Genomic DNA, 21,167 nt, shown 5'->3' on the forward strand with positions numbered 1-21,167 from the left:
AGTGATGACTAGGTGGTCCCATTAAGTGCTAATGGGGTGGTCCCTTTAGGTGATGACAAAGTGGTCCGATTAGGGTGCTGAATGACATATCAATGCGTTTTGCATGAAGTTGTGCCTGACTGGCTTGATAAACCGCTGGTGAATATTACCCGAGAGATGATTGCCAAACGGCATACCAAGCATGGTCAGGCAAACAGTAAAGCACGTGCCAATAATGCCATGAGAGTATTAAGAGCTATTTTTAATTACGCGATGTATGAATATCAAGACGGCAATGGGCATCCAATCATCACTATTAACCCAGTCAAATACTTATCACATACCCGGGCATGGTATAGAGTGGATCGAAAACAAACCGTCATCAAACCGCATCAATTAGCTGATTGGTATAAGGCAGTCATCGTATTGGTGGAGACTGATAACTATCGCAATGCCTTACAATGGCATGATTATTTTTTATTACTTTTATTCACCGGCATGCGAAAAATGGAAGCTGCCTCCTTGCGTTGGGAGGATATTGATCTCAAATCCAAAACAATCACTTTGCAAGATACCAAAAACCATGAAATCCACACACTGCCAATGTCCGATTTTGTTTATGAGTTAATGGAACGCAGGAGCAGGAATAAAACCAGTGAATTTGTATTCCCAGCGGAAAGTAAAACTGGTTATATCTATGAGCCTAAAAAAGCGGTAAATAGGGTGGTGGAGTTATCTAGCGTGCCATTTACCTTACACGACTTGAGAAGAACGTTTGCTACTGTTGCCGATAGTTTGGACTTACCGGCTTATGCTTTAAAACGATTGCTCAATCATAAAATGAATAATGATGTTACAGCCGGGTATATTATGAAAGATGTGGAGCGGTTACGAAAACCCATGCAACAAGTAGCCAATTTTATACTTACGCATATGATGGAGACGGCTGAGTTATAAATATCAGTGTACTAACAGAACACTTGGGGACGGAGAGCATTCTCAAACTTAATTTCAATTTTGTCACGTTTTATACTATAATTCGTGACAAATGAGGAACAAAATTATGACAGCGATTGCTAATATTCGAGAATATATTTCTAACCTGCCTGAAGGACAGCCCTTTGCTTCCAGTGAGTTCCGACAGTTTGCTTCAACAGATAATATTCGACAAATTTTAAATCGCTTGGTTAAGTCAAACGAAATTAAAAAAGTCGCTCGCGGTATTTATGTTAAACCAAAAACGTTAAGTTTAGGGGAAAAGTTGCCGTTGGCATCAGAAATTGCTGAAGCTATCGCCAAGGCTACCGGTGAAACAATTATGGTGCATGGTGCTGAAGCGGCAAGGCAATTGCAATTAACAACTCAAGTTCCTACACGTCAGGTATTTTATACGGATGGAAATTCAAGAACGTTGACCATAGCCAATCGAACTGTCAGGCTGAAGCACGTTAACCCCAGCAGAATGATTGAACCTGGCTCGATCGCTGGTTTAGTGATTACAGCACTTATCTATTTGGGGCAAGAGAATGTTACACCGTCAACGATCCATTTAATTAAAAAACGTATCCCAGAAGTAGATTTTAAAAAAACCATAAATTTAATAAGCCGGATGCCGGCATGGTTAGCAGACATTTTTTTCAGATATCAAAAAGAGAGCTGTAATGCATAATTCCTTTTTCAATTTAACGTTAGAAGAAAGACAACTAATAATTTCCAAGGCTGCCGATCATATGGATGTTTCAGAGGTGGTTATTGAAAAGGATCTATGGGTCTGCTGGTTGTTAGAGCAAATATTCACCTTACCAATTCAGATGGTTTTCAAAGGAGGAACATCACTCTCCAAGGTGTTTAATATTATTAAGCGTTTTTCAGAAGATTGCGATATCACGATTGATTACCGAGATTTTGCTGAGAAAGAAATTGATTTGAAAAAAACCAGTCGATCTCAGCTAAAAAAAATAAGTGAACAACTTAAAGGCCAATTGAAACACTATGTACATGATACCGTGCTTCCACTACTGGCAGAGAAGCTTGAAAATCAATTCCCTAATCAAGAATTTGAGATAATATTAAGCGAAGATGGTGAAACATTGGAGTTTTATTACCCAAGCATCATGACTGATTCAATTGTCTATCTTCGTGACCATGTGTTGGTCGAATTTGGTATTAGAAATAGTACGGAGCCTTGTGAAAAGCATCAGATTTTACCTTATTTAACGAGTTCAATTGGCTCTGATATCCACGTGCCCAAGCCATTGATTAATACTCTTTCGCCGATACGAACGTTCTGGGAAAAAGTGACATTGATCCATGTCGAATGCCATCGAGAACGACTGCATCAAACGCCAGAACGCTTATCGAGACATTGGTATGATTTATACATGTTGAATCATTCACACATCGGGGCTGAGGCATTAGATCGTGTGGATATTTTAGATAGCGTTTTGGAGTATAAAAGAGCATTTTTTAACGCAAGTTATGCCAACTATGATGATTGTCAAAAAGGCAAATTGCGCTTGATTCCATCTTCAGAAAATCAAGACGCTCTGGCAAAAGACTATGCCCATATGAGTGATGCAGATATGTTTTACCAAACACCGCCATCATTCTCAGCAATCATTGCTTCACTACAAAATTTAGAATTTAAAATAAATCAGAAGGTGTTGACGGTTTAAAAACCCGCACGATTTGAGCTTAAAGACTGAAGTCTTCATAGGCTTGGCGGGTGTGTTACCTACAATTATGAATAGATACATGTAATTAAGCAAATTTGTTTTTTTAATCTACCTTTAATTTTGCAGAATAAATATTCATTGTGCGCCATAGAGAATTATCTGTGATAAAATATGATTCACATTGATTTTATTTCCATTCAATATTGGTTAATTAGTTGAGAATTACAGAAACAGTTTTGGTGTTATTAACCATATTCTCTGGTCAGGTATTTGCTGAGACAACTAAGCCAGTAATGGTATTTAATTATCCAGTCGAAGCCATTTACCTGATTAATAACCCCAAGGCTGGAGAAATTTCTTGGGGGCATGATTATGAAGAAGCCTGCAAAAAAATGGGAGATAGTTTTTTTTGGGGTATTGTTCCTTCCAAAAGTGTAGATCCTGCCTGCTATTCATTACCAACATATAATATGATAATTGGAGCAGATACATGGTTCTGTGCGAATGGATCAATTAGTTATTTCAATAAGCCTCATAATTTTTGCGATGATTTTCCCTCGTGCCAAGATCAAAGCTGGACATTAGCTGCGGATAAATCAACTTGTACTCGTGAAAATCGACCTTGTATTCCTGACCCTGATAGTGTTTCTGAAGAACAATTATTAGCTGCTGTTGCTTATGGCGAATCACATTGGAGCAATGATTATGAAGAAATGGCAGGAATTGCGAGTGCTACTTTGCGAAGAATGAAAGCATATGGATATAAATCAGTCAGTGAACTAATTTCAAAAGATCCTAACTTTGCTTATGCCACAGCCCTTAAGACAAAAAATGAACGGTACTATAATTTGATGTGTAATATTAACAGCAATGGAGTAGAATTAGCCTATAAAGCTGCTAGGAACGCTTTGTCGAATGGGGCAGACTATTCAAATGGCGGATGTTTTTGGGATGGGGTAGATGTAAAAACAAATGGAGCATTTGCCTATAGATATAAATACGGATTTAAATTTTCAAACCCAAAACACAATGTACTTGATGTTACTGAGCCTAAACCATTCCATAAAAAAGGGAGGAATGGTAAGTATTTTAGCCATACTTATGTATCGACTGCGGGACATAATAAAACAATTTTTTGGAAATTAAGTAAAGAATTTTTAGCTACCGGGGCGAAGCAATGTATATAAAAAAAATAAGCATGTATCTAGTTTTTTTATCTATATACGGAGTATCACATGCGATGCCACCCGTTGAAGTTATTCAATCATGTAAAAACAATAATCCAGCAAATAAATCTGTCCTTATGACTGAAATTGAAGGTATTGGCTATAATAAAGATTCAGAGCCTAATTGCAAAAATCAGTTTGATACGGAAATTGATGGTAAACTTTATGGATCAGCAACATGTGATGATAAACCCTACTTAATCATTGCAGATCATAAGATTAAAGTGGAATCAGCTAATAATTATTCCACTAACCCATCCATAAAATCAACAACAGCCATCGCCCAGGTTGCGGGATGGTGGAAAATAGTAGACTCTAGAAAACAAACTTATCTATGTATCGAGTCACCATTATCTAATACGGGTACTGCATCTAATGCTTATCAGTATTTTATCGTTGCAGATCCCTTTAATGAAAAAAAATCAGATTTTGACATTTCATTTTATTATTTTGATAAAAAAGATTAATCTCTTTTTGTTAAGTGCAAAAATATAGAATATATCTGGGACCATAGGGACAGGTGGGGCATCTATGTTATTACTGGGCCAATTCCGTCCCTACCTGATTTTTCAAATTGGGACTTAGGGGACTAGGAGCATTTTTCAAACTTAATTTTGTTACGTTTTATACCCTAATTCGTGACAAAGAGGGAATAGAATTTTGATGTAGTAAAAAATTTCTCTGACCATTATCGTGCAAGACACCAAAAACCACGATATCCACACCTTTCCTATCTCTGACTATGTTTATGAATTGATACAACTAGCAATAAACTTAGTAAAGGGAATAATATTTTGATCAATACTAGCTTGTTCTAGTGCTTCCATATATTCGTTTCTTCTCTCCACAGGAATAATAGTCCATGGATAATGGCCACTTGCTAGCATAACATTCATTAGAAAACGTCCAATTCTGCCATTACCATCTGAATAAGGGTGGATATAAACAAAAAAGAAATGTCCGAGAACTACTCTAACAGAAGGTTCCTTTTCCTGAATTATTAACTGAAAAAATTCTTCCATTAGTTCACTAACAATTTGCCAACGGGGAGGAATATGTTTTGATTGACGTATATATACAGGGCTTCGTCTATATCCTGCCAGATCAGTTGGTTTTAAAAGACCTACAGCAACGCTAGGTTGAAATAATTCTCTATACCAATCCCCATGTTCTTTTTGTACTATTTTTCCGGGGTTTTCTCCATTCAATATTTCCATAAGGCTCTTTTTTACTACTTGGAATGCTTGCCAGTATCCACGGGCAGCTAATGCACTGCGGTGATTTCGATCTTGTTCTGTAGCATCAGGATTCCATTGTCCAGAACGAACCTTTTCAATTAAGTAAGGGCTTACTTGATAACCTTCAATAGATAGAGAATGGTAGGCGTCTGAAACATAATTTGCGTCAACTTGTTCTAGATATCTTTTAATATCAATTGTTGTAGGATGTGGGCTAGGGAAGTTTTCTCGAACTGTATCGCGCATATCATGCCACATAACTTCCAAACGACTGCGATAAGCTGGCTTATAAGTTGCGGAAAAATCTATCGGTGTATTTGTTAAAAATGGATCTTCTTCTCGTATTTGATAACCGGCACTCTCCATGGTTTTTTTGATCTCTTCTGCCACGTGAGATTTGCCAATATTTTGAAGTGCGCCACAAATCCTTCCTGCTATCCAAGAATGTCCTTCTTCCAATAAATAATGCAGAAGATCAGATGCACTATTAAACATTGAAAGAACAGAGCGTGCCTCAGTTGGATATTGAGAAAAAAATTTAGGTGAACAATAGATCAATGCTGGGACTATTGCATAAACTCGCATGTCCTGCTTAATCTCTATATCCTGAGCAGCTGGCATTTTGTATTGTACTGAAAATAAGGCTGTGTTGTGAGGCAACTCCATATTACGGTTTGTTCCGTTGGGGCTGCGTATCATTAGTTGTTTAGGCACAGTCCAATTTTCTGAATGAAGAAGTAAAGATTGTTCTGGGGAAAGGCACCACTCATCACCAAATCGTTCATTTAAATAGGAAGCACAAAAACTCCAGAAAGAAGCATACCAAGCCGTACTTTCGCCTTTTTGTTCATCAGGTTTTATCGGTACATACCAACCTTTTACAACCTCTTCTAAAAATGCATTTTCTACAAGTCGTTCTCTATGAGTACGGCTTATATCTTTTGATTGGATAGCGTACTTACCTTGCTTTTGTAGGTTGTGTAAAACTTCTAGTGATTGCGCTAGCTTTTCTGATGGTTTCATAATATTTCAATTTATAGTTGCATGTAGAAATTATAGTATATTATGTTGTGGAAATCATAGTGTATAATGTTGTTAAGATTATAGTTTATTCGGTTGTGGAAATTATAGTTTATTGCGTCATGATTTTTGTAAAGATTGTAAAAATAATTATTAAACATACGGTTACATCCGTCTAATATGGAATATAACCTCGTCTAAAATGGAATATAAGAGAATTTTGCACGATAGTTAATAAAAACCCACTTAGCTTTTGATGATGAAAAGGTGGGACGAAGGGGACAAGTGGGGCATCCGCACCAATACTCGGCTAGACACGTCCCCACTCCATAATATGCTTGTGGGGCAAATGGGACAAAAGTACTTTTTATATTTCAATCAGTATCCTTTAAATCCACTTCTTTTTAAAATACCCGAACTCGCTTTCTAGGGGCTATTATTAATGAAACTCGCTCCGGCGGCCCCCGAATGGTAAGTGTATTGAAGATTGCGGCTTGATTCCCAGACTTTTTATTTATATGTGATAAAATTTTACCAATAACACTTTCATCTTTGATACAAGTAATAATTCGAACATTACCCTGACAGTGCCGACAGATTGTAGTGAAAAGCTTTCAAACTCTCCTTGTGTTTGGTTATTTTATTCATAAATAGGATATCTTGCTTGAAATTGCGAATAGTAAAGACTCCAGAAAAATTCTCAAAATCCACCAGATCAGGAAATTTTATACGACAGAGACGGTCGTAGTTGATTATGTGATCTATTACTAGGGCGCATGGGAAATACTCAGAGAGGTCTCTTGGCGGCATTGAGAACCAATGTTCTTGATTAGTGCCCCCGGAAATGGGGAAGAGCCCCTAAAAATCTGGCTGCCATCTATTACTTTAAACAGCGATTTATATCGATTACTCATGCGAAAGCATCGCACAGCACAGCAGTGTGCGCGTTCATTCTGTCTACATTGCGTCTACATGACTTTTTTCTATTTTCTGAAAACTACCGTAACTACTTGATTTTATTGGTGGGCCCACTAGGACTTGAACCTAGGACCAACGGATTATGAGCCCCCAGCCTTAAAATTAACTCGTTGATTTTAAATTAATAATTTGCAACGGGATACCACTACAATTGTCGTACAGAGTATAACAGTGTCGTACTCAAACACGCAAATCTCACGCAAGGATATTTTAGCTACTTTATTGGCATTTTACTGAAAAAGCCATTTGGTTTTCATAAAAATGACTATTTGAGACGTAATGATGGATAAGGTAAAATGTAAGTCGCTTGATACAAATGTTCGTTATTTATTTGTAATTAACGAAATTATGTATCATAATATTAAATATGAAGACAGAAGCTACCTATAAACAAAAAGTACTCCAGATGGCTAGTAAATCGGGCATTGTTCGAATGTCCGATCTAACCGAAAGGGGGATCACTAGAGCGACCATTTCGAGGCTTGTTAGCGAAAACAAACTTGAAAAACTCGCTTCTGGTCTCTATTGCTTGCCCGAGACGGAGTTTTCAGAAAAAGAAAGCCTGGTTATTATAGCAAGCCGAGTACCCCAAGCAGTGTTTTGCCTGCTAACTGCTTTGCAGATTCATGATCTAACAACACAGCTACCTCGAAAAGTATGGATAGCTATGCCAAAAGGGAGTCATGCGCCAAAAATGGATTATCCTCCTCTAAAAATGGTGCAATATTCAGATGAAGCCTTTAGTGAAGGAATTGAAATTATAGAATCAGATAATATTAAGCTAAGGGTGTATAACTTTGCCAAGACAATTGCAGATTGTTTCAAACATCGCAATAAAATTGGACTTGATGTGGCTATTGAAGCGCTCAAAGAGGCTTATACAAAAAATAAAGTCACAGTTGATGAACTATGGCATTATGCGAAAATTTGTCGCGTTGCAAACGTAATGCGTCCTTATATTGAGGCAATTCAATGACAAAAAATATTGGTGAGTCTGTACGCTCTCGTTTGAAGAATATAGCTGTTAAAGAAGGTTCTGATTTTAATGCGGTATTGACTCGTTATGGTCTAGAGCGTTTGTTATATCGAATTGGCGAATCAGAATACTCTAAACAGTTTTTGTTGAAAGGTGCCTTACTATTTAACTTGTGGTATGACATGCCTCATCGCCCAACTAAAGATATTGATTTATTGGGGTTTGGTGATAATGATCTAGCGTATATTAAACAAACATTCAGTAAAATTTGCAGAATCTCTGCAGATGATGGAATAAGTTTCCTGTCTGAATCAGTGACGGCCGATACTATCAAAAAAGATGGAGGTTATACTGGGGCAAGAGTTGAGTTATTTGGGGAATTGGCGAAAGCAAAGATTAAAATACAAATTGATATAGGGTATGGTGATGCAGTTACCCCTGGGCCAATAGATGCCCATTATCCCGTACTTCTTAGTGATCTTCCTGCCCCTAAAATCCGTACTTATCCAATTTATACGGTAATTGCAGAAAAACTGCACGCAATTGCATTATTGGGCATGACTAATAGTCGATTAAAAGACTACTTGGATCTTTATGTATTATTAGGTAATGAACAGATAGATAATCAAATCTTGGCTAAAGCGATACATGCTACATTTAATCGTCGAAGTATGGATCTTCCTGAAGAGCTACCTATTGGCCTGACCGATGAGTTTGCTAATGACCCAAGCAGGGAGTCAATGTGGAAAGCCTTTTTGAGAAAAAATGAACTAGAGCAGAAATCATTAACTGAAGTTATTGCTGTGATCAGAAATTTGATTCAAGTGCCATATTCTTTGTCAACACACCCTAATTTTAGTAGATAAAAATAAGAAGCCCAATTTAGGGCCTCTTAAACAGAAGGACCTTATTTATAAAACAATAAGAAAATCATACATGAGGCAACAAACAATGTGGCTGATAATACCAGTACAAATTGACTGAATTTTTGTGTCTTTCGTGTCAAGGAGTGAGCCTCAGTCAATGAGTTCAAGATCAATTTCTGCATAGCCTGGACCGATTCTTTGGTAGATTCGTTCAGCAATCTGGTTATAGCTTCTTTACTACTAGCTAATGCTGCATTGAGAACCTTTTCAGCTTTTTCTTTGGCATCATCTTTCCATTGTGAGGAAATGCCTTCCATTTCCTCTCGGAACTGTACCAGCAAATCCTGTTGGGCTTTCCGATGTTCCTCAATCAGTTGTGCATTCATAGTCTGAAGCATGAGGATTGGATCGTCTTTACCCAAAAGTACACCATGTTTGATGCTGATGTCTTGAATGATTTTATCCAGTTTTTCTGACATTAGATCACCCTGGCGCTATCCAGCTGTCCGAACAGTTGATCGCGCACGATTTTTAAGCGTTGGCGGGTCATAATGCTTTTTTCTGGCATACCCAAAACTTCATCGAAGGTCAGTTTCTGTTGAAGCATCTCTGTTAGATCCCTGCCATAGGTTTCTTTTTTCAGATCGGGGATTTGAATTAAGGCTGATATTCTGTCCTTGTTATCTCGATAGGCTTTCAGTTGTTCAAATGCTTTGCCTTCATGTTCTATGGCTCCCCAATAGGGATTAAGCCAGACAACAAATTGTGCTTCATTTGAAAACTGGTCAATCAGTTGTGCAAAACCATTTATGGTGTCGAATAAAGCCTGGCCGCCGGTGATTACAGTATGAATCACCATTTCATGGCCTAACTCCTTTAACAAAGCTGGAACTTGGTTGCTGATGAGGTAATGAGATAGCGGTACAAAAGAGCTAGCTCCATTGTCAATGACTACATCATTAGTTGTTGAAGCAATTTTTTCGATGAGGGCATCAAAAAGACGGGGGTTGATTTCATCACCACTCATAACTTGAATATGATCGACGTTTAGGGCTTTAAAGCCATGAAAGGTCGAATTGATGGGGTCGGTGTCAATACACAGCGGAGTGTGGCCTTTGTGTTGTTTGTATTGAGCTGTGGTTGCTGAAATAAATGATTTGCCGACACCGCCTTTTCCCTGCAGTGTGATATGTATTTTTGCCATTACAAGAGTTCCTCCAAGTTGGGTTTGGGATTAAAAGTAAAGCCGCGAATTTCGGTTTTTGCCTTACTTTTAGCCTTTTCATCATCCTTGGTGTTTTCCTGCATAGATGGCTTTTTTTCTGCAGCAATCAAACGTGCTACATAGCCACAAAAAGTTTTATATGAAAATGAAATTTTGCCTTCCTCAACTAAGGTTTCCCAGACAAGCTTTATAGACCAGCCGTCAGCTAGCGCTGAAGCGATATCATTTTTTAATGCAAGAAATGCGGCTTTATTTACAGATTTAGCAGAGGCTTTTCTTAACATTTGCTTTGCTGCGATTCGTTCGCTGAGGGAGTTTCCCATGTCATACCATCAACTTATTATTGTTCTCTTTCTGATGGTACAAACTATTTTGTTGCTGTGCAATGAGTGGAGTTATTTTATTTCCTTTTGGCGTAATTAAACCTTCTCTAAAGCGCATAAATATGTAATTTATCGTAATTATTGGTAATTATTAGAAATTAATTTTGTTTCAAAACAAATAGCCTTGAAATTACATAAAATTACCTGATAGTATGCCATTAGATGAACTTAAAACGCAGGGCAAGATAGGTGAAGTTAGCTAACCAGCAAGCTGGTTATCAAATCTCACAAGTATTATTCGCACCTTCGGTGCTCAACGAAAAATCGATGCTTCTAGTTCACAAACTGATACCCAAAGGATTGCAAACCACTTTAATGAAGAGGTCAGCATCCTTATGGATAAAAAACTTAAAACACCCACCAGAAAAAACGGACGACACCTTCGTGTTCCTGTTTTGCCCTCCGAAGAAATTCAAATCAAATCCAATGCGGCTAAGGCTGGTCTATCGATTGCTGAGTATTTAAGGCGTGTAAGCCTTGGATATCCAATTCAAAGTACTGTTGATAAAGACTGCATCCTTCAGTTATCCAAAATTAATGCGGATATGGGACGGCTTGGGGGCTTGCTAAAACTTTGGCTTAGCCAAGATAAACGTGTTGCACATTTTGACCAGCGACTTGTCATGTCGCTGTTAAGCAAGATTCGGTTAACACAAGATGCAATGCTTGATGTGGTAAAAAAGCTATGATAATTCGCCATATTCCCATGAAATCAGCAAGATTAAGCAGCTTTTCATCTCTGGTTAGGTACATTATTGATACACAGAACAAGCAGGAGCGAGTGGGTAAGATCAGATTATCAAACTGTAATAGTTTCGACCCCATTTGGGCCGTTCAGGAAGTATTGGCAACGCAAGCTAAAAATCAAAGAGCCACTGGAGATAAAACTTACCATATGCTTATTTCCTTTGCTCCAGGAGAAAACCCTTCGGCTCAAGTTTTACAGGAAATTGAAGATACGGTGGCTTCATCGATTGGATTTAAAGAGCACCAAAGAATCTCCGTTGTTCATCATGATACAGACAATCTACATATTCATGTTGCGATTAATAAAATTCATCCTCAAACCTTTAATATGATTGAACCTTACAGAGCATATAAGACTTTTGCGCAGGCTGCATCCAAGCTAGAAATTGAATTAGGTCTTCAAATAACCAATCATCAAACCCGTAAAAACCATTCAGAAAATCTTGCTGACGATATGGAGCATCACTCCGGTATTGAAAGCTTAATTAATTGGATGAAACGCTATTGTAAAGAAAAAATCGAGGCAGCCAGTAGTTGGAAGGAAATACATAGTATTTTGGCAGAACATGGGTTGATAATTCGTATTAAAGCCAATGGTTTTGTGTTCTGCAATATCCAAGGGCTTACTGTTAAAGCAAGTTCAATTTCCAGAACCTTTTCTAAAAAAAATCTCGAATCCAAGCTAGGTTCATTTGTACCATCTTACCCAGAAGACGATAGACCTGCATCAAATGTTTATCATTATGAGCCATTAAATAAAAAGGTACTTGGCACCAATCTCTATGCTAAATATCAGTACGAAAAATCACACAATAAATGTTTTGTTTCAGACCAACTTAAAAAGTTGCGTGAGGCCAGAACAAAACTTATTGAAAAGGCGAAAAAGCGAGGACGAATTAAACGAGTGGCTTTGAAGTTAATGAACCTTTCTAAAGCACAGAGAAAGTACTTACATCAACACATAAATAAAACGCTGCATAATGAGATTGAGAACATAAGGAAAAATTATGCAAAAGAACGTGGTCAGTTATTAAATTCTCATCAAAAAAAAACCTGGGCTGATTGGCTGAAACAACAAGCACAAGGTGGCAACCAGGATGCTTTAATGGCAATGCGGTGTCGTAATCGTAAAAATACGCATAAAAACAGCATATCAGGTTTAGGCTCTACTTTTTCTTCTTCTTTAAATTTTGGACAAATCGACTCTATTACTAAAGAAGGTACTGAGATTTATAAAAAAGATAACAGTGTTATTAGAGACAATGGAAAGGAAATTATCATTTCTAAAGACGGGTCTATTCCTACTCTTAAAAGAGCCTTGGAAATGGCAAGGCAGCGCTATGGTGACTGTATTTGTGTGAATGGGTCTCCATTATTTAAAAAGATTATCCTGCAGATAGTTATTCAATATCAAATGCCAATCACTTTTGCTGATTTGGATTTGGAAAATCAGCGTCAAAAACCAAATTTTGAACAGGAGAAATCCCATGAACAATCACGATCAAATGGACAAAGCCATCGAGGAAGAACTTCATGAGGCTAAGAGGTTGCTGGAATACCCGCTGAAAATGGATAGGGCAGCACAAAGCCCAACTCTTTCAATATTAGACAAGGGTCGCCAGCAAAAGATCACAATAGCTTGTTAAATTTGTCAAAATACGATTTGTTGCAGCTTACCGGATGAGGTCAAGTGCTATTGCAGGATAATGCACCTAATAAACTGAATATGTATGCGTTGTAATAATTGATAATTTAGTTTCAGGAGCTCCTATTTCATCTTCAATTTGCCTATAGCTGTGTTCACTTTCCAGATATAATTTAACCGGATTAAGCTTAAATTCTTTATCATAACTTCTTGAACTTCTCTTACTCATTTATACATCTCATAAATGTAATAGTATTGCGCGATTTGTTCGCATTTTATGTATTCTTTATCCATAGTGACTGATATCGATCTCTCAGATGGTTTTCTTTGAAAAAATAGTCTAAAATAAAATCATATTTCACATTTCGAGTTTTATATGGGTATAAAAATTGCAGTGTGGGGTGTTGGCAGCCTTATAAATCCTGTTGTATTTAAATCTAATGAAGATTTACCAAAAAGTGACAACCCCGCAGATTTTATCATAGCTAATAAGCCTTTTTTAAAGCTAACGCTTGACATCCTACATCAAAATAATATTACATCAGTGATGGGCTCACAACGCGTTCAGAGAAATGAAGAGGATAAGGTTTATGGAAAATATATTAAGAATATTTATATAGGCCTTGACCGTATTTTCGGAAAAAAAAGGCCTTATCTAAGGGAAGTTGATGAGATTTTTCAAAAGGTAAACTCCGATGGTATCATTTTTATTGATGATTCTGATGAATATAATCAATCCCTCAAACAAGCTGGACAAATATTTGTTAATGTATCTAGAGAAGCCAAGCCTGGTAGTGTTGAAGGTAATGCTTTCCTTTACGAAACACTCCTTCGCACTATTCCATCTAGTAAGATTCATGAGGCTATTAAAAATTCAAAAGAAAGCGGTACTGTAAAAAAAGAATTTAAAAAGCAACTCTTAACTTTTCAATTAGATAACTTAGATAAAGTAAAACTATGGCAACAACAAATATTGTCTGAGGAGAATATATTATCTGTAGAAAGTTCAAAAAAACTCAGCTCGGTTCGGAGGAAGAAGCCCTAAAGCAAGTCTTAGAAGGCGTTCGTTATTTAATCTTGAACACTAGGTGGGACATTGGTTATTTTGGAGGACTTAAAGTTATTGACAGAGAGACAGGCATCAAAAATACCGTACCAAAAGGGATGGGTAAAATATTACAGGAAATTGATAAGGTGCAAAATGGAGATTCGACTTGGAATAAAGCATTTGAAAATATAGAGGAAATACTCAAAAAATCTGCTGAAGAAAACGAGCATGGCTTTTTTAATAGAAGAGGAGAAACCACGCAGATTTTTTATGAAAAATCCAAGAAAATATTATCTGATTTAAGGTCAAAGCCTGAGGTCGTCGTGAAACAGTTATCTATTTCCCCCGAAAAGCATGATCTAGGCATAGTAATCTCTGAGCCCGAAGAAAATACGAGCAATAATAATAGAGCTTTAGAACAACCTGTTGCAGTAAAGGTTAAAAACTCTATAGGGGGTATATCAAGTGATAAATTGTTCATTTCTGAGAGCGGATATGCGTATAATGTCGACGACATAATCAAAAATTTCAGAAAACTTGATGGACCAGTTATCTTTGTTGATTACCTAAATCCGGATAGCCAAGAATCTACAATTCATTTTACTACTAATGATATACAGCAACTGTTAGATTTTCCTTCTATCAAGGAAGCAGTTTATAAATTATGTAGTCCCAAAGATCAGCAGGAGGACAGGCTTATTGAACTAGCAGAGCTAGCAAATAACATTCCTCAAGAAGTTCTTGATGCCATGTATGAAGTTCACAAAATAGGAGTTGCTATCCCTTTCCAAAAGCGAGCCAACGAGAGTGAATACAGTGTACTCATGTCTCCGTCCATGATAGCGTTAAATGAGGCAGTGAATAAAATGACTCCTGCTGAGAAATTATCTTTAAAATTATTTATGGACATCATGCCTTATAATTATGAGATAATGCGTTCGGTATCACGAACGCCTCCAACTGGGCCCTCAATGTTAGAAGAAGATCTAAGAAAGCAGTTAAACGAAGGCAAGTGTGGCAATGGTTTTGCTGAAGCAATGAAAGTATTACCCGACATAATTCGATCATTTCAAGAGATCCAGAAAGTATCGGAACAGGGGTATTTCACACAATCAAAAATAACTCCCTGATGATTACAAGGGTCGTTAAGTTGGCAGGGCAATAATGAAGTGGTCAGGAAAATTAAGTTTATTAGTTCAGTTAAGGAGCTACGATTAAAAGTTATGCTGGTGAAAAAAGATCAGCCTGAGCCTTGTTTAAAGCGTTGCTTAAGTACGCATGAAAGATGAAGCGTTTAAACTAGTACGAGATCGCAGTAAAAAAGAATGGAAAATTAAATCAAAATACCAGCCTAGAAGTTTTGCGGAAACAGGTGTATTTTTAGTAAAAACTTTAATGAGGAATAAATTAACCGCTTGTACTTTTGAGTGTCATTACAATGAATGGTTTTATGGTGTCACCTCATTAATTAAATCACTCTAACGGCTGTGCATCTTGCTGTTTTTGTATAAAAAATTTCATTCATAGGATTGTTAGTGATTTTATTTGTCCAATAACGACTAAAAATAACGATTATTGGTATTTAATTGACTAATTGATTTAATTTACTACAATTTAATCAAAGAGATTAATCCATTTTTTTTATGCCAATATCAATTAATGACGTTATCAAGAGCGCGGATATAACAACTCATTATCTTGGTGATGCAAACAAAGAATTTAAAATTTTTCGCCACAATAAAGATGTTTATGCAGTTCGATACGATGGAGCAGTGCCCGTTGATTTCTTATCTCTGTGGACAAGTAACAAGGGTGAGGGGAAAACCAAAAAAGTATACATTGGTTCCGGTACCTTTGGAGATGTTTATGAAAAAACAGAAAACAAGGCCTTTAAACAGGTGGGCGATAGAAAATACAAGGGTAATGAGATTGGCACTAACCTTGATATTCTAAGGCAAAAATTTTTGCTTAAAGATAACAATATTGATGAGTACTTTGTATTAGGATTGTGGAATATTAAAGACAGAGGTAATGTTGTTTTTAATATGCCAAAGCAAGAAAAACAGAATGTTGCTGCAGAGCAAATGCAGTTGATGTATGAAGATTTTGTTATCGGATTAAAAAAGCTCAATCAGTTAGGTTATCTACATCCAGATTTAGCCAATAGTCATACACACAATAGCCCGCAAAACTTAATTACAACAGAAAAAGGGATAAGAGCAATTGATTTGGATTCGGGTTTTTACCCTTATCAGGATAGAGCAAACGCAAAAGTAGCAGGTAAAGATCAATGGCTCTATGTCTATAACTATAAATTTCCACCGGATAACAAAAAGCGTAATCAATGGCGAGAGACAATTGACAAATGGTACACCAACAACCCAGGGAAAGCGTTGACAGATTATCCTGAAGTGCTCTTAGCATTTCACAATCAAGGCAAAATTACTTTACCCCCTCGTATGGTACATGAAATGCGCATACAACATAGTGATATCGAAGTTAGCGAGTATCTATCTGGGCGTCGAGAAAGTAGGGCCCATACTTTTCACGAAGTCAGTTCAGATGATTTCCAATCCCCCAGTTTCAAAAAGCAGTATCAGAGCATAAAAGGCGATGCTTTGAAAAGAACTATTCTTCGTGAATTGAAATACTCTTTAGACCAAATGGACAATCTTGAAGAACTGCAACAATTGAAACACCAGTTCCTACGCTCCCCTGAAATGCAAATTCTTGATAAAGCTCAAGGCCAATGGACAAGCAGATTTCACTTGAAAACCGATTCTCACAAAGCGGTAGAGAGGCTGTTTGCTTCAGCAGAAAAAAGAATAAAAGAAGAAATTCATACACATCTTGAAAGTTCGAAAGGAAAAACCGGATCGCCTTAATTTCCTAAATATCCGCGTCAATATACTTTGTGCGATCGTCGCATTTGGCTTTAGTCCCTAAGGTTTGCTCTGTTTAGGTAAAGTCACGTTTGAACGCATAACCGCTTCTTATTAACGATTTGAGAGGCCCTCAATGATTTTTTGTCAGAACAGAGTAAAGTTAAATTTGCTCAAAAATCCCCGCTAGGCGGGGATTAATACGTTTAACCCAGTAAAGTCCAAGCTTGAGACCAGGCAAGACCAACGCCGGGTTCATAATAAGCCGCTGACTGAGAGCACCAACCTGAATAAGGCCAAGGTTTGCATTGATAGCGTTTGTGATCAAGGCGGCCTACAACAATCGTACCGGCTTTATAGTTGCTAATACCGTCAGGGTATACTATATCCGTGCTGTTAGATGGCTCAGTAAAATCAACCATCACGTGGTAGCTGTCTTTATCAACATCGCTGAGATAGATTTTATTGGCCTGATTGGCTACTAGTACGACTTGGCCGCTTTCCGGATCAAGCTGGCCGATACGTACCAGTGAAGAGGAGTTATTGACTAGTGTGCCTAAAGCTAGAGGCCATTGACCGCTCTTCCGATTGTTTTCATCCACGGTAATGCTCTTTCTTTCTACTTCGGTTTCGTGTTTAAAAATTCGTAAAGTGACTTTGGTATTAACTGGAATATCGCCAGTTTCATAAAAATTCTCAAGCTCATACCAGGTTGACGCCGGCGTTGTTCCGTCGATGAAAACATCACTGCATCCATAGAATGCCTCAGGGCTGTCTTCGCGTTGCCAAATCATGTAGAAAATACGCTTTCCTGACATATTGGCTGGCAATTGACAATCCATTTGATAACGACCATTAACCAAGGTCACGTTAGTAATGGTACAAAATGGACTTGCTTCAAGATCAGACCATTTTAAATGAGTATTGAAGTCATAACCATCTTTCGTGGCATAAAACTTGAAATACTTGGTTTTATGAGGTGCAGTCGCCACAAACACAAATTGAAAATGGCCATTAGCGTCGGGATGAACCACAGAGGTGGTCCAATCGCTACGTGCTAAATTAAATCCTTTAAAAAAATCTCTGCCACCAGCGCATAACTGCCCATCGGCAATCAGTTCACGATGTTGGTCATTGGCCGTCCCCTGGTTCACCTCATGCCAGTTATATAAAGGTTGCGTCCCCCCCACCTGCACCGCAGCTTTACAGGCCGCAGATTTTGGGTTTTCCGGACCCTCTTTGTAACATTGGTAGGTTCTGGAAATAGGTGTTTCCAAAGCCCCATGAGCAAATAGCGAAAAACTGGCCATTGCAAGACTAATACTTCCTACTAGCTTTTTCATCATTCATCCTATTATGACATTAAAGAAAGATATGCGCTTCTTAAGAAGCGCTCACTACATCAGTTACATACACCATTGACAACGCAATTTTTGAGGTCAGTAGCGAACCTGAAGTTGTTACTTTGATCAAAAGTCACTTCCCAGTTAAACACACCACCAATATTTCCATAAGCTCGTGGAGGAACATACGTACCGCAACTTGTAATGCCAGCTGTTGCTGTTTTTAAGCACTGGATGGCGCGCTTTATAGTGCTTGTCGGGATAACAGGGGAACCATCACCGCCGCCGTTTGCATTGGCCGCTAGGTAACCGAGGACTACTTGGGATGGTTTTAAATAACTAACATAAGGTTGAAAACCAGTATTGCCACCATTAGGAATTTGAGCAGGCCAGTTTTCCAGCAGATCAGTGGCCATAGCAACACTGAAATCAGGATTACTTACCGGTGTTGGACCGTAGCACACTCTATCAATGCCGAACATACAGCCAGTATTGTATAGCTGGATACCCACCCAAGCCAAAGAATTATGGGTTTGCATAATTAATGAGGCATAGTTACCCCAGACCCCGTCAAACAAACTGGTTGCGGCCATATTGGCTGTCTGCGGTGCCATAGTGATCAGTAGATTGGGATTCTGGCTATACATCGTATTGATAATGCTGGCTAAAACGGCAATATCGCCTTGCGGGTTGGCAAAAGTTCCTCCTCCATTCAAACCATGCTCAATGTCGATGTCAAAGCCATCAAATCCGTATTCATTCATCAACCCGAGCAAAGAGACCATGAAGGTTTGTTTAAAGACATCGGGTGATGTCGCAGCAGTTAGGACCTGGTGAAAATCAACAGTCGTATTCGGCAAGCTCGTCAACGCACCACCTAATGATAAGATAACTTTGATACCTTTTTGATGCAAAGATTGAATGTAGGCTTTAGTGACTGTATCAAATGCGGGCGTAATCTGACCAGGGGTACTGGTGCTGAATACTCCAAAGGACACCATCATATGGGTATAACCCGCATCAGCTAGTGATTGCGCTGTTGGAGGTGTTTTCCAGCCTGGCAAGTACCCAATAATACGGCCATTACTGACTGGATTAGCCGTAAACGTCACCGTTTCAATCGCATTCGTTGTTGCAGTTAAAGGCTGTGGCGAGAAAGTCATGGTGTAACCTGCTACCGACTGACCTGACACAGTGTAAATGACGCCATCAATCAGAGACACAACAGCAGTGCCACTTCCATTCACCAAATCGATAGTCTGTACAATTGGCGCAGAATTGTTATTCGGTGTGAAGGTAAAGTTAAGCGTTGTTAATGAAGAGGGGGCTCCTTGAACATTCACCGTGACAGAGTCTTGCACAACCTGAACGCATTGGTAAGCTAGATTAGTGGTTGGTGCATTCGTTTCACTGGCAATAACAGTTGCTGGCGTAAATACAGGCTGGCAAGTGGTGTTGTTGAAACTGATTTGAGGGGTTGAAAACTGATAAGATGCTCCTTCTTTGAGTTGGTTCACCGTGACTGGATTACCCCAAGTTACCACTTGTGATTGAGAAGCACCCGTTTGTAAACGAGTCAGTAGCACCGAAGGATTATTTGTGTAACCAGTCAATTCAGCAGGAAGTGGTTGCGTATTGATGGTGATTTTTCCATTCTGAGGTGTCAATGCATAGCTGATGGTTGCATTGACCGTCTGGTTGGCCGTGACCGTTAGAGTATTGGGGACTGCCGTACCCTGGTAAGTATTACCATCCGTACCAGTCACAGTTTCAGCAGCAAGTCCATAAGTGCCGGCGGCAAGTCCGTTTATTAATTTTGAACCGCTCCAGGGTAATTGCACATCGCTGAGAGGTTGTCCATTAAGGGTGACATGGACCAAGGCATAATTCTGGGTTACGTTAGAAGGTTTTGCAGCACTATTCGTCAGTTGTATACTTCCAGTATTAACAGGCGTTCCTAAATATATATTGACTGTATTTTCAATATGACTGTCAGTAGAATCACCGTACTTAAGGGTGATTGAGCTGCCAGCTGGTAATTTACTGTTGGCGCCGGGGAACGTTGGGAAATGCATCGTTAATGCCGCCAGATAGTTTCCTTCAGGTTGCGTCTGCGAACTAATGTTCAATGCATTATCAGGATAAGACAATGGCCCAAAATCACCCCAAAAAGACGTATTGAGAGCTGTTGTGGTCTGAAAAGTGATGGTCGAATTTTGAAAATCAACGACTTGTCCACAGTTATTGGTCAATTTTAAGTTGATGGATTTCCAATGTTGGTTGCCAGTCGAAGTAAACTGGGAAGTAATGCATGATACAGGTTGTATATTTGGAGAAGGAGGAGAGGCATAGATTATTGTTGATGAAAAGGGCGTCAGTACTCCCAAACCCAATAATAAATATTTCATGTTCTTTTCCTTTTGATAATAAGTTTTTCAATCTAACATAGATTTTCTTTATTTAACAATAGGTTAAAATAAAAAACATAAGAATCGAAATGGTTCTTTGTACGATTGACGAAGGCTCAACTTTTCATCAAGATGAGGATCCTTTTTTGTATTTTTCTATGCCAAGCTGTCGCAATAAGTGGGTGTTTTTAACAAAGTTGAAATCTAGACTAATTCTTTGATTTAGACTATCTCAATCTTCGATATCAAGTGGTACATCTTCATCTTGGGAGTTATATGCTCGATAATACAAAAGAATTTAATTTGCTTTTTAACTAATTTCATAATTATAGGCAAAGCTTAAACCAGAGCTATTATTCAGAATTGGTTATAAGCATTTTTAATCATAGCCATTTGCGCAACCCGAAATTACAACAAACTATTTAAATGTAAGTTTTTCAGATATCTCATTACCACGAACATCTAATACAAGTCCTTTTTCTTTCCCAGCCGGTCTTAAAATTCGAAATAAAGTATTCGTATTTTTTA

Annotated in this window: 19 protein-coding genes and 1 pseudogene; 13 read left to right on the top strand and 7 right to left on the bottom strand. The window is 38.1% G+C overall.

Annotated elements, in window-relative coordinates:
- Positions 1-87: 87 nt before the first annotated feature.
- The 5 genes and pseudogenes from Lwal_RS05295 to Lwal_RS05315 all read left to right on the top strand — a co-directional run.
- Positions 88-936, top strand: a pseudogene (locus tag Lwal_RS05295) (tyrosine-type recombinase/integrase); the annotation flags it as partial.
- Between the two features lie 106 nt (positions 937-1,042).
- Positions 1,043-1,648, top strand: a complete 606-nt coding sequence (locus tag Lwal_RS05300) for a DUF6088 family protein (protein ID WP_058479873.1) — start codon at positions 1,043-1,045, stop codon at positions 1,646-1,648.
- A complete protein-coding gene (locus Lwal_RS05305; protein ID WP_058479874.1) occupies positions 1,641-2,654 on the top strand; it encodes a nucleotidyl transferase AbiEii/AbiGii toxin family protein in 1,014 nt (337 codons plus the stop codon). The genes Lwal_RS05300 and Lwal_RS05305 overlap by 8 nt, the downstream gene beginning before the upstream one ends.
- Before the next feature lie 215 nt (positions 2,655-2,869).
- The gene (locus Lwal_RS05310; protein ID WP_058479875.1) at positions 2,870-3,841 is read left to right on the top strand and encodes a hypothetical protein; all 972 of its coding nucleotides are present in this window, start codon (positions 2,870-2,872) and stop codon (positions 3,839-3,841) included.
- Positions 3,832-4,347: a hypothetical protein gene (locus tag Lwal_RS05315; protein WP_065235649.1), complete on the top strand. Its 516-nt coding sequence runs from the start codon at positions 3,832-3,834 to the stop codon at positions 4,345-4,347. Before Lwal_RS05310 ends, Lwal_RS05315 begins: the two co-directional genes overlap by 10 nt.
- Positions 4,348-4,626: 279 nt before the next feature.
- Here Lwal_RS05315 and Lwal_RS05320 read toward each other — a convergent pair whose 3' ends face one another.
- A complete protein-coding gene (locus Lwal_RS05320) occupies positions 4,627-6,141 on the bottom strand; it encodes a Fic family protein (RefSeq protein ID WP_058479876.1) in 1,515 nt (504 codons plus the stop codon).
- Between the two features lie 1,381 nt (positions 6,142-7,522).
- On the opposite strand from Lwal_RS05320, the gene Lwal_RS05325 reads away from it, so the two are divergent.
- Positions 7,523-8,092 carry a type IV toxin-antitoxin system AbiEi family antitoxin domain-containing protein gene (locus Lwal_RS05325; RefSeq protein WP_229309780.1) on the top strand — a complete coding sequence of 190 codons (570 nt, stop codon included), beginning with the start codon at positions 7,523-7,525 and terminating at the stop codon, positions 8,090-8,092.
- Positions 8,089-8,958 carry a nucleotidyl transferase AbiEii/AbiGii toxin family protein gene (locus Lwal_RS05330; RefSeq protein ID WP_028378775.1) on the top strand — a complete coding sequence of 290 codons (870 nt, stop codon included), beginning with the start codon at positions 8,089-8,091 and terminating at the stop codon, positions 8,956-8,958. Before Lwal_RS05325 ends, Lwal_RS05330 begins: the two co-directional genes overlap by 4 nt.
- A gap of 41 nt (positions 8,959-8,999) precedes the next feature.
- Here Lwal_RS05330 and Lwal_RS05335 read toward each other — a convergent pair whose 3' ends face one another.
- The 3 genes from Lwal_RS05335 to Lwal_RS05345 are packed head-to-tail and all read right to left on the bottom strand — an operon-like array spanning position 9,000 to position 10,506.
- Positions 9,000-9,437 carry a conjugal transfer protein TraM gene (locus tag Lwal_RS05335; protein ID WP_028378774.1) on the bottom strand — a complete coding sequence of 146 codons (438 nt, stop codon included), beginning with the start codon at positions 9,435-9,437 and terminating at the stop codon, positions 9,000-9,002.
- Positions 9,437-10,162: an ArsA-related P-loop ATPase gene (locus Lwal_RS05340; protein WP_028378773.1), complete on the bottom strand. Its 726-nt coding sequence runs from the start codon at positions 10,160-10,162 to the stop codon at positions 9,437-9,439. Before Lwal_RS05340 ends, Lwal_RS05335 begins: the two co-directional genes overlap by 1 nt.
- A complete protein-coding gene (locus Lwal_RS05345; protein WP_028378772.1) occupies positions 10,162-10,506 on the bottom strand; it encodes a TraK family protein in 345 nt (114 codons plus the stop codon). Before Lwal_RS05345 ends, Lwal_RS05340 begins: the two co-directional genes overlap by 1 nt.
- A 395-nt stretch (positions 10,507-10,901) precedes the next feature.
- Here Lwal_RS05345 and traJ point away from each other — a divergent pair, with 395 nt between their 5' ends.
- Entirely contained in the window at positions 10,902-11,255 is a 354-nt protein-coding gene (gene traJ, locus Lwal_RS05350; protein WP_028378771.1) for a conjugal transfer transcriptional regulator TraJ, read from the top strand.
- Entirely contained in the window at positions 11,252-12,850 is a 1,599-nt protein-coding gene (gene traI / locus Lwal_RS05355; RefSeq protein WP_080274386.1) for a TraI/MobA(P) family conjugative relaxase, read from the top strand. The genes traJ and traI overlap by 4 nt, the downstream gene beginning before the upstream one ends.
- A 175-nt stretch (positions 12,851-13,025) precedes the next feature.
- Here traI and Lwal_RS17300 read toward each other — a convergent pair whose 3' ends face one another.
- Positions 13,026-13,187: a hypothetical protein gene (locus Lwal_RS17300; RefSeq protein ID WP_157066268.1), complete on the bottom strand. Its 162-nt coding sequence runs from the start codon at positions 13,185-13,187 to the stop codon at positions 13,026-13,028.
- A 147-nt stretch (positions 13,188-13,334) separates the two neighbouring features.
- On the opposite strand from Lwal_RS17300, the gene Lwal_RS05360 reads away from it, so the two are divergent.
- From Lwal_RS05360 to Lwal_RS05375, 4 genes are all read left to right on the top strand, one after another.
- Entirely contained in the window at positions 13,335-14,003 is a 669-nt protein-coding gene (locus tag Lwal_RS05360) for a hypothetical protein (protein ID WP_028378770.1), read from the top strand.
- 32 nt (positions 14,004-14,035) lie between these two features.
- Positions 14,036-15,136 (top strand): hypothetical protein, encoded by a 1,101-nt coding sequence (locus Lwal_RS05365; RefSeq protein WP_058479877.1) that lies wholly within the window; start codon positions 14,036-14,038, stop codon positions 15,134-15,136.
- Positions 15,137-15,284: 148 nt separating this feature from the next.
- Positions 15,285-15,488 carry a hypothetical protein gene (locus Lwal_RS05370; protein ID WP_028378768.1) on the top strand — a complete coding sequence of 68 codons (204 nt, stop codon included), beginning with the start codon at positions 15,285-15,287 and terminating at the stop codon, positions 15,486-15,488.
- Between the two features lie 161 nt (positions 15,489-15,649).
- Positions 15,650-16,891 (top strand): hypothetical protein, encoded by a 1,242-nt coding sequence (locus Lwal_RS05375; RefSeq protein ID WP_028378767.1) that lies wholly within the window; start codon positions 15,650-15,652, stop codon positions 16,889-16,891.
- Between the two features lie 203 nt (positions 16,892-17,094).
- Here the strand turns inward: Lwal_RS05375 and Lwal_RS05380 are convergent, their stop codons facing one another.
- Together Lwal_RS05380 and Lwal_RS05385 are read right to left on the bottom strand one after the other, a co-directional pair.
- On the bottom strand, positions 17,095-18,231 hold the full coding sequence (locus Lwal_RS05380; RefSeq protein WP_028378766.1) for a lytic polysaccharide monooxygenase: 1,137 nt from the start codon (positions 18,229-18,231) through the stop codon (positions 17,095-17,097).
- Between the two features lie 59 nt (positions 18,232-18,290).
- Entirely contained in the window at positions 18,291-20,639 is a 2,349-nt protein-coding gene (locus Lwal_RS05385) for a glycosyl hydrolase family 18 protein (RefSeq protein WP_028378765.1), read from the bottom strand.
- Between the last annotated feature and the right edge of the window lie 528 nt (positions 20,640-21,167).

It is taken from the genome of Legionella waltersii, assembly GCF_001468085.1.
GTDB classification, from domain to species: Bacteria; Pseudomonadota; Gammaproteobacteria; order Legionellales; family Legionellaceae; genus Legionella; species Legionella waltersii.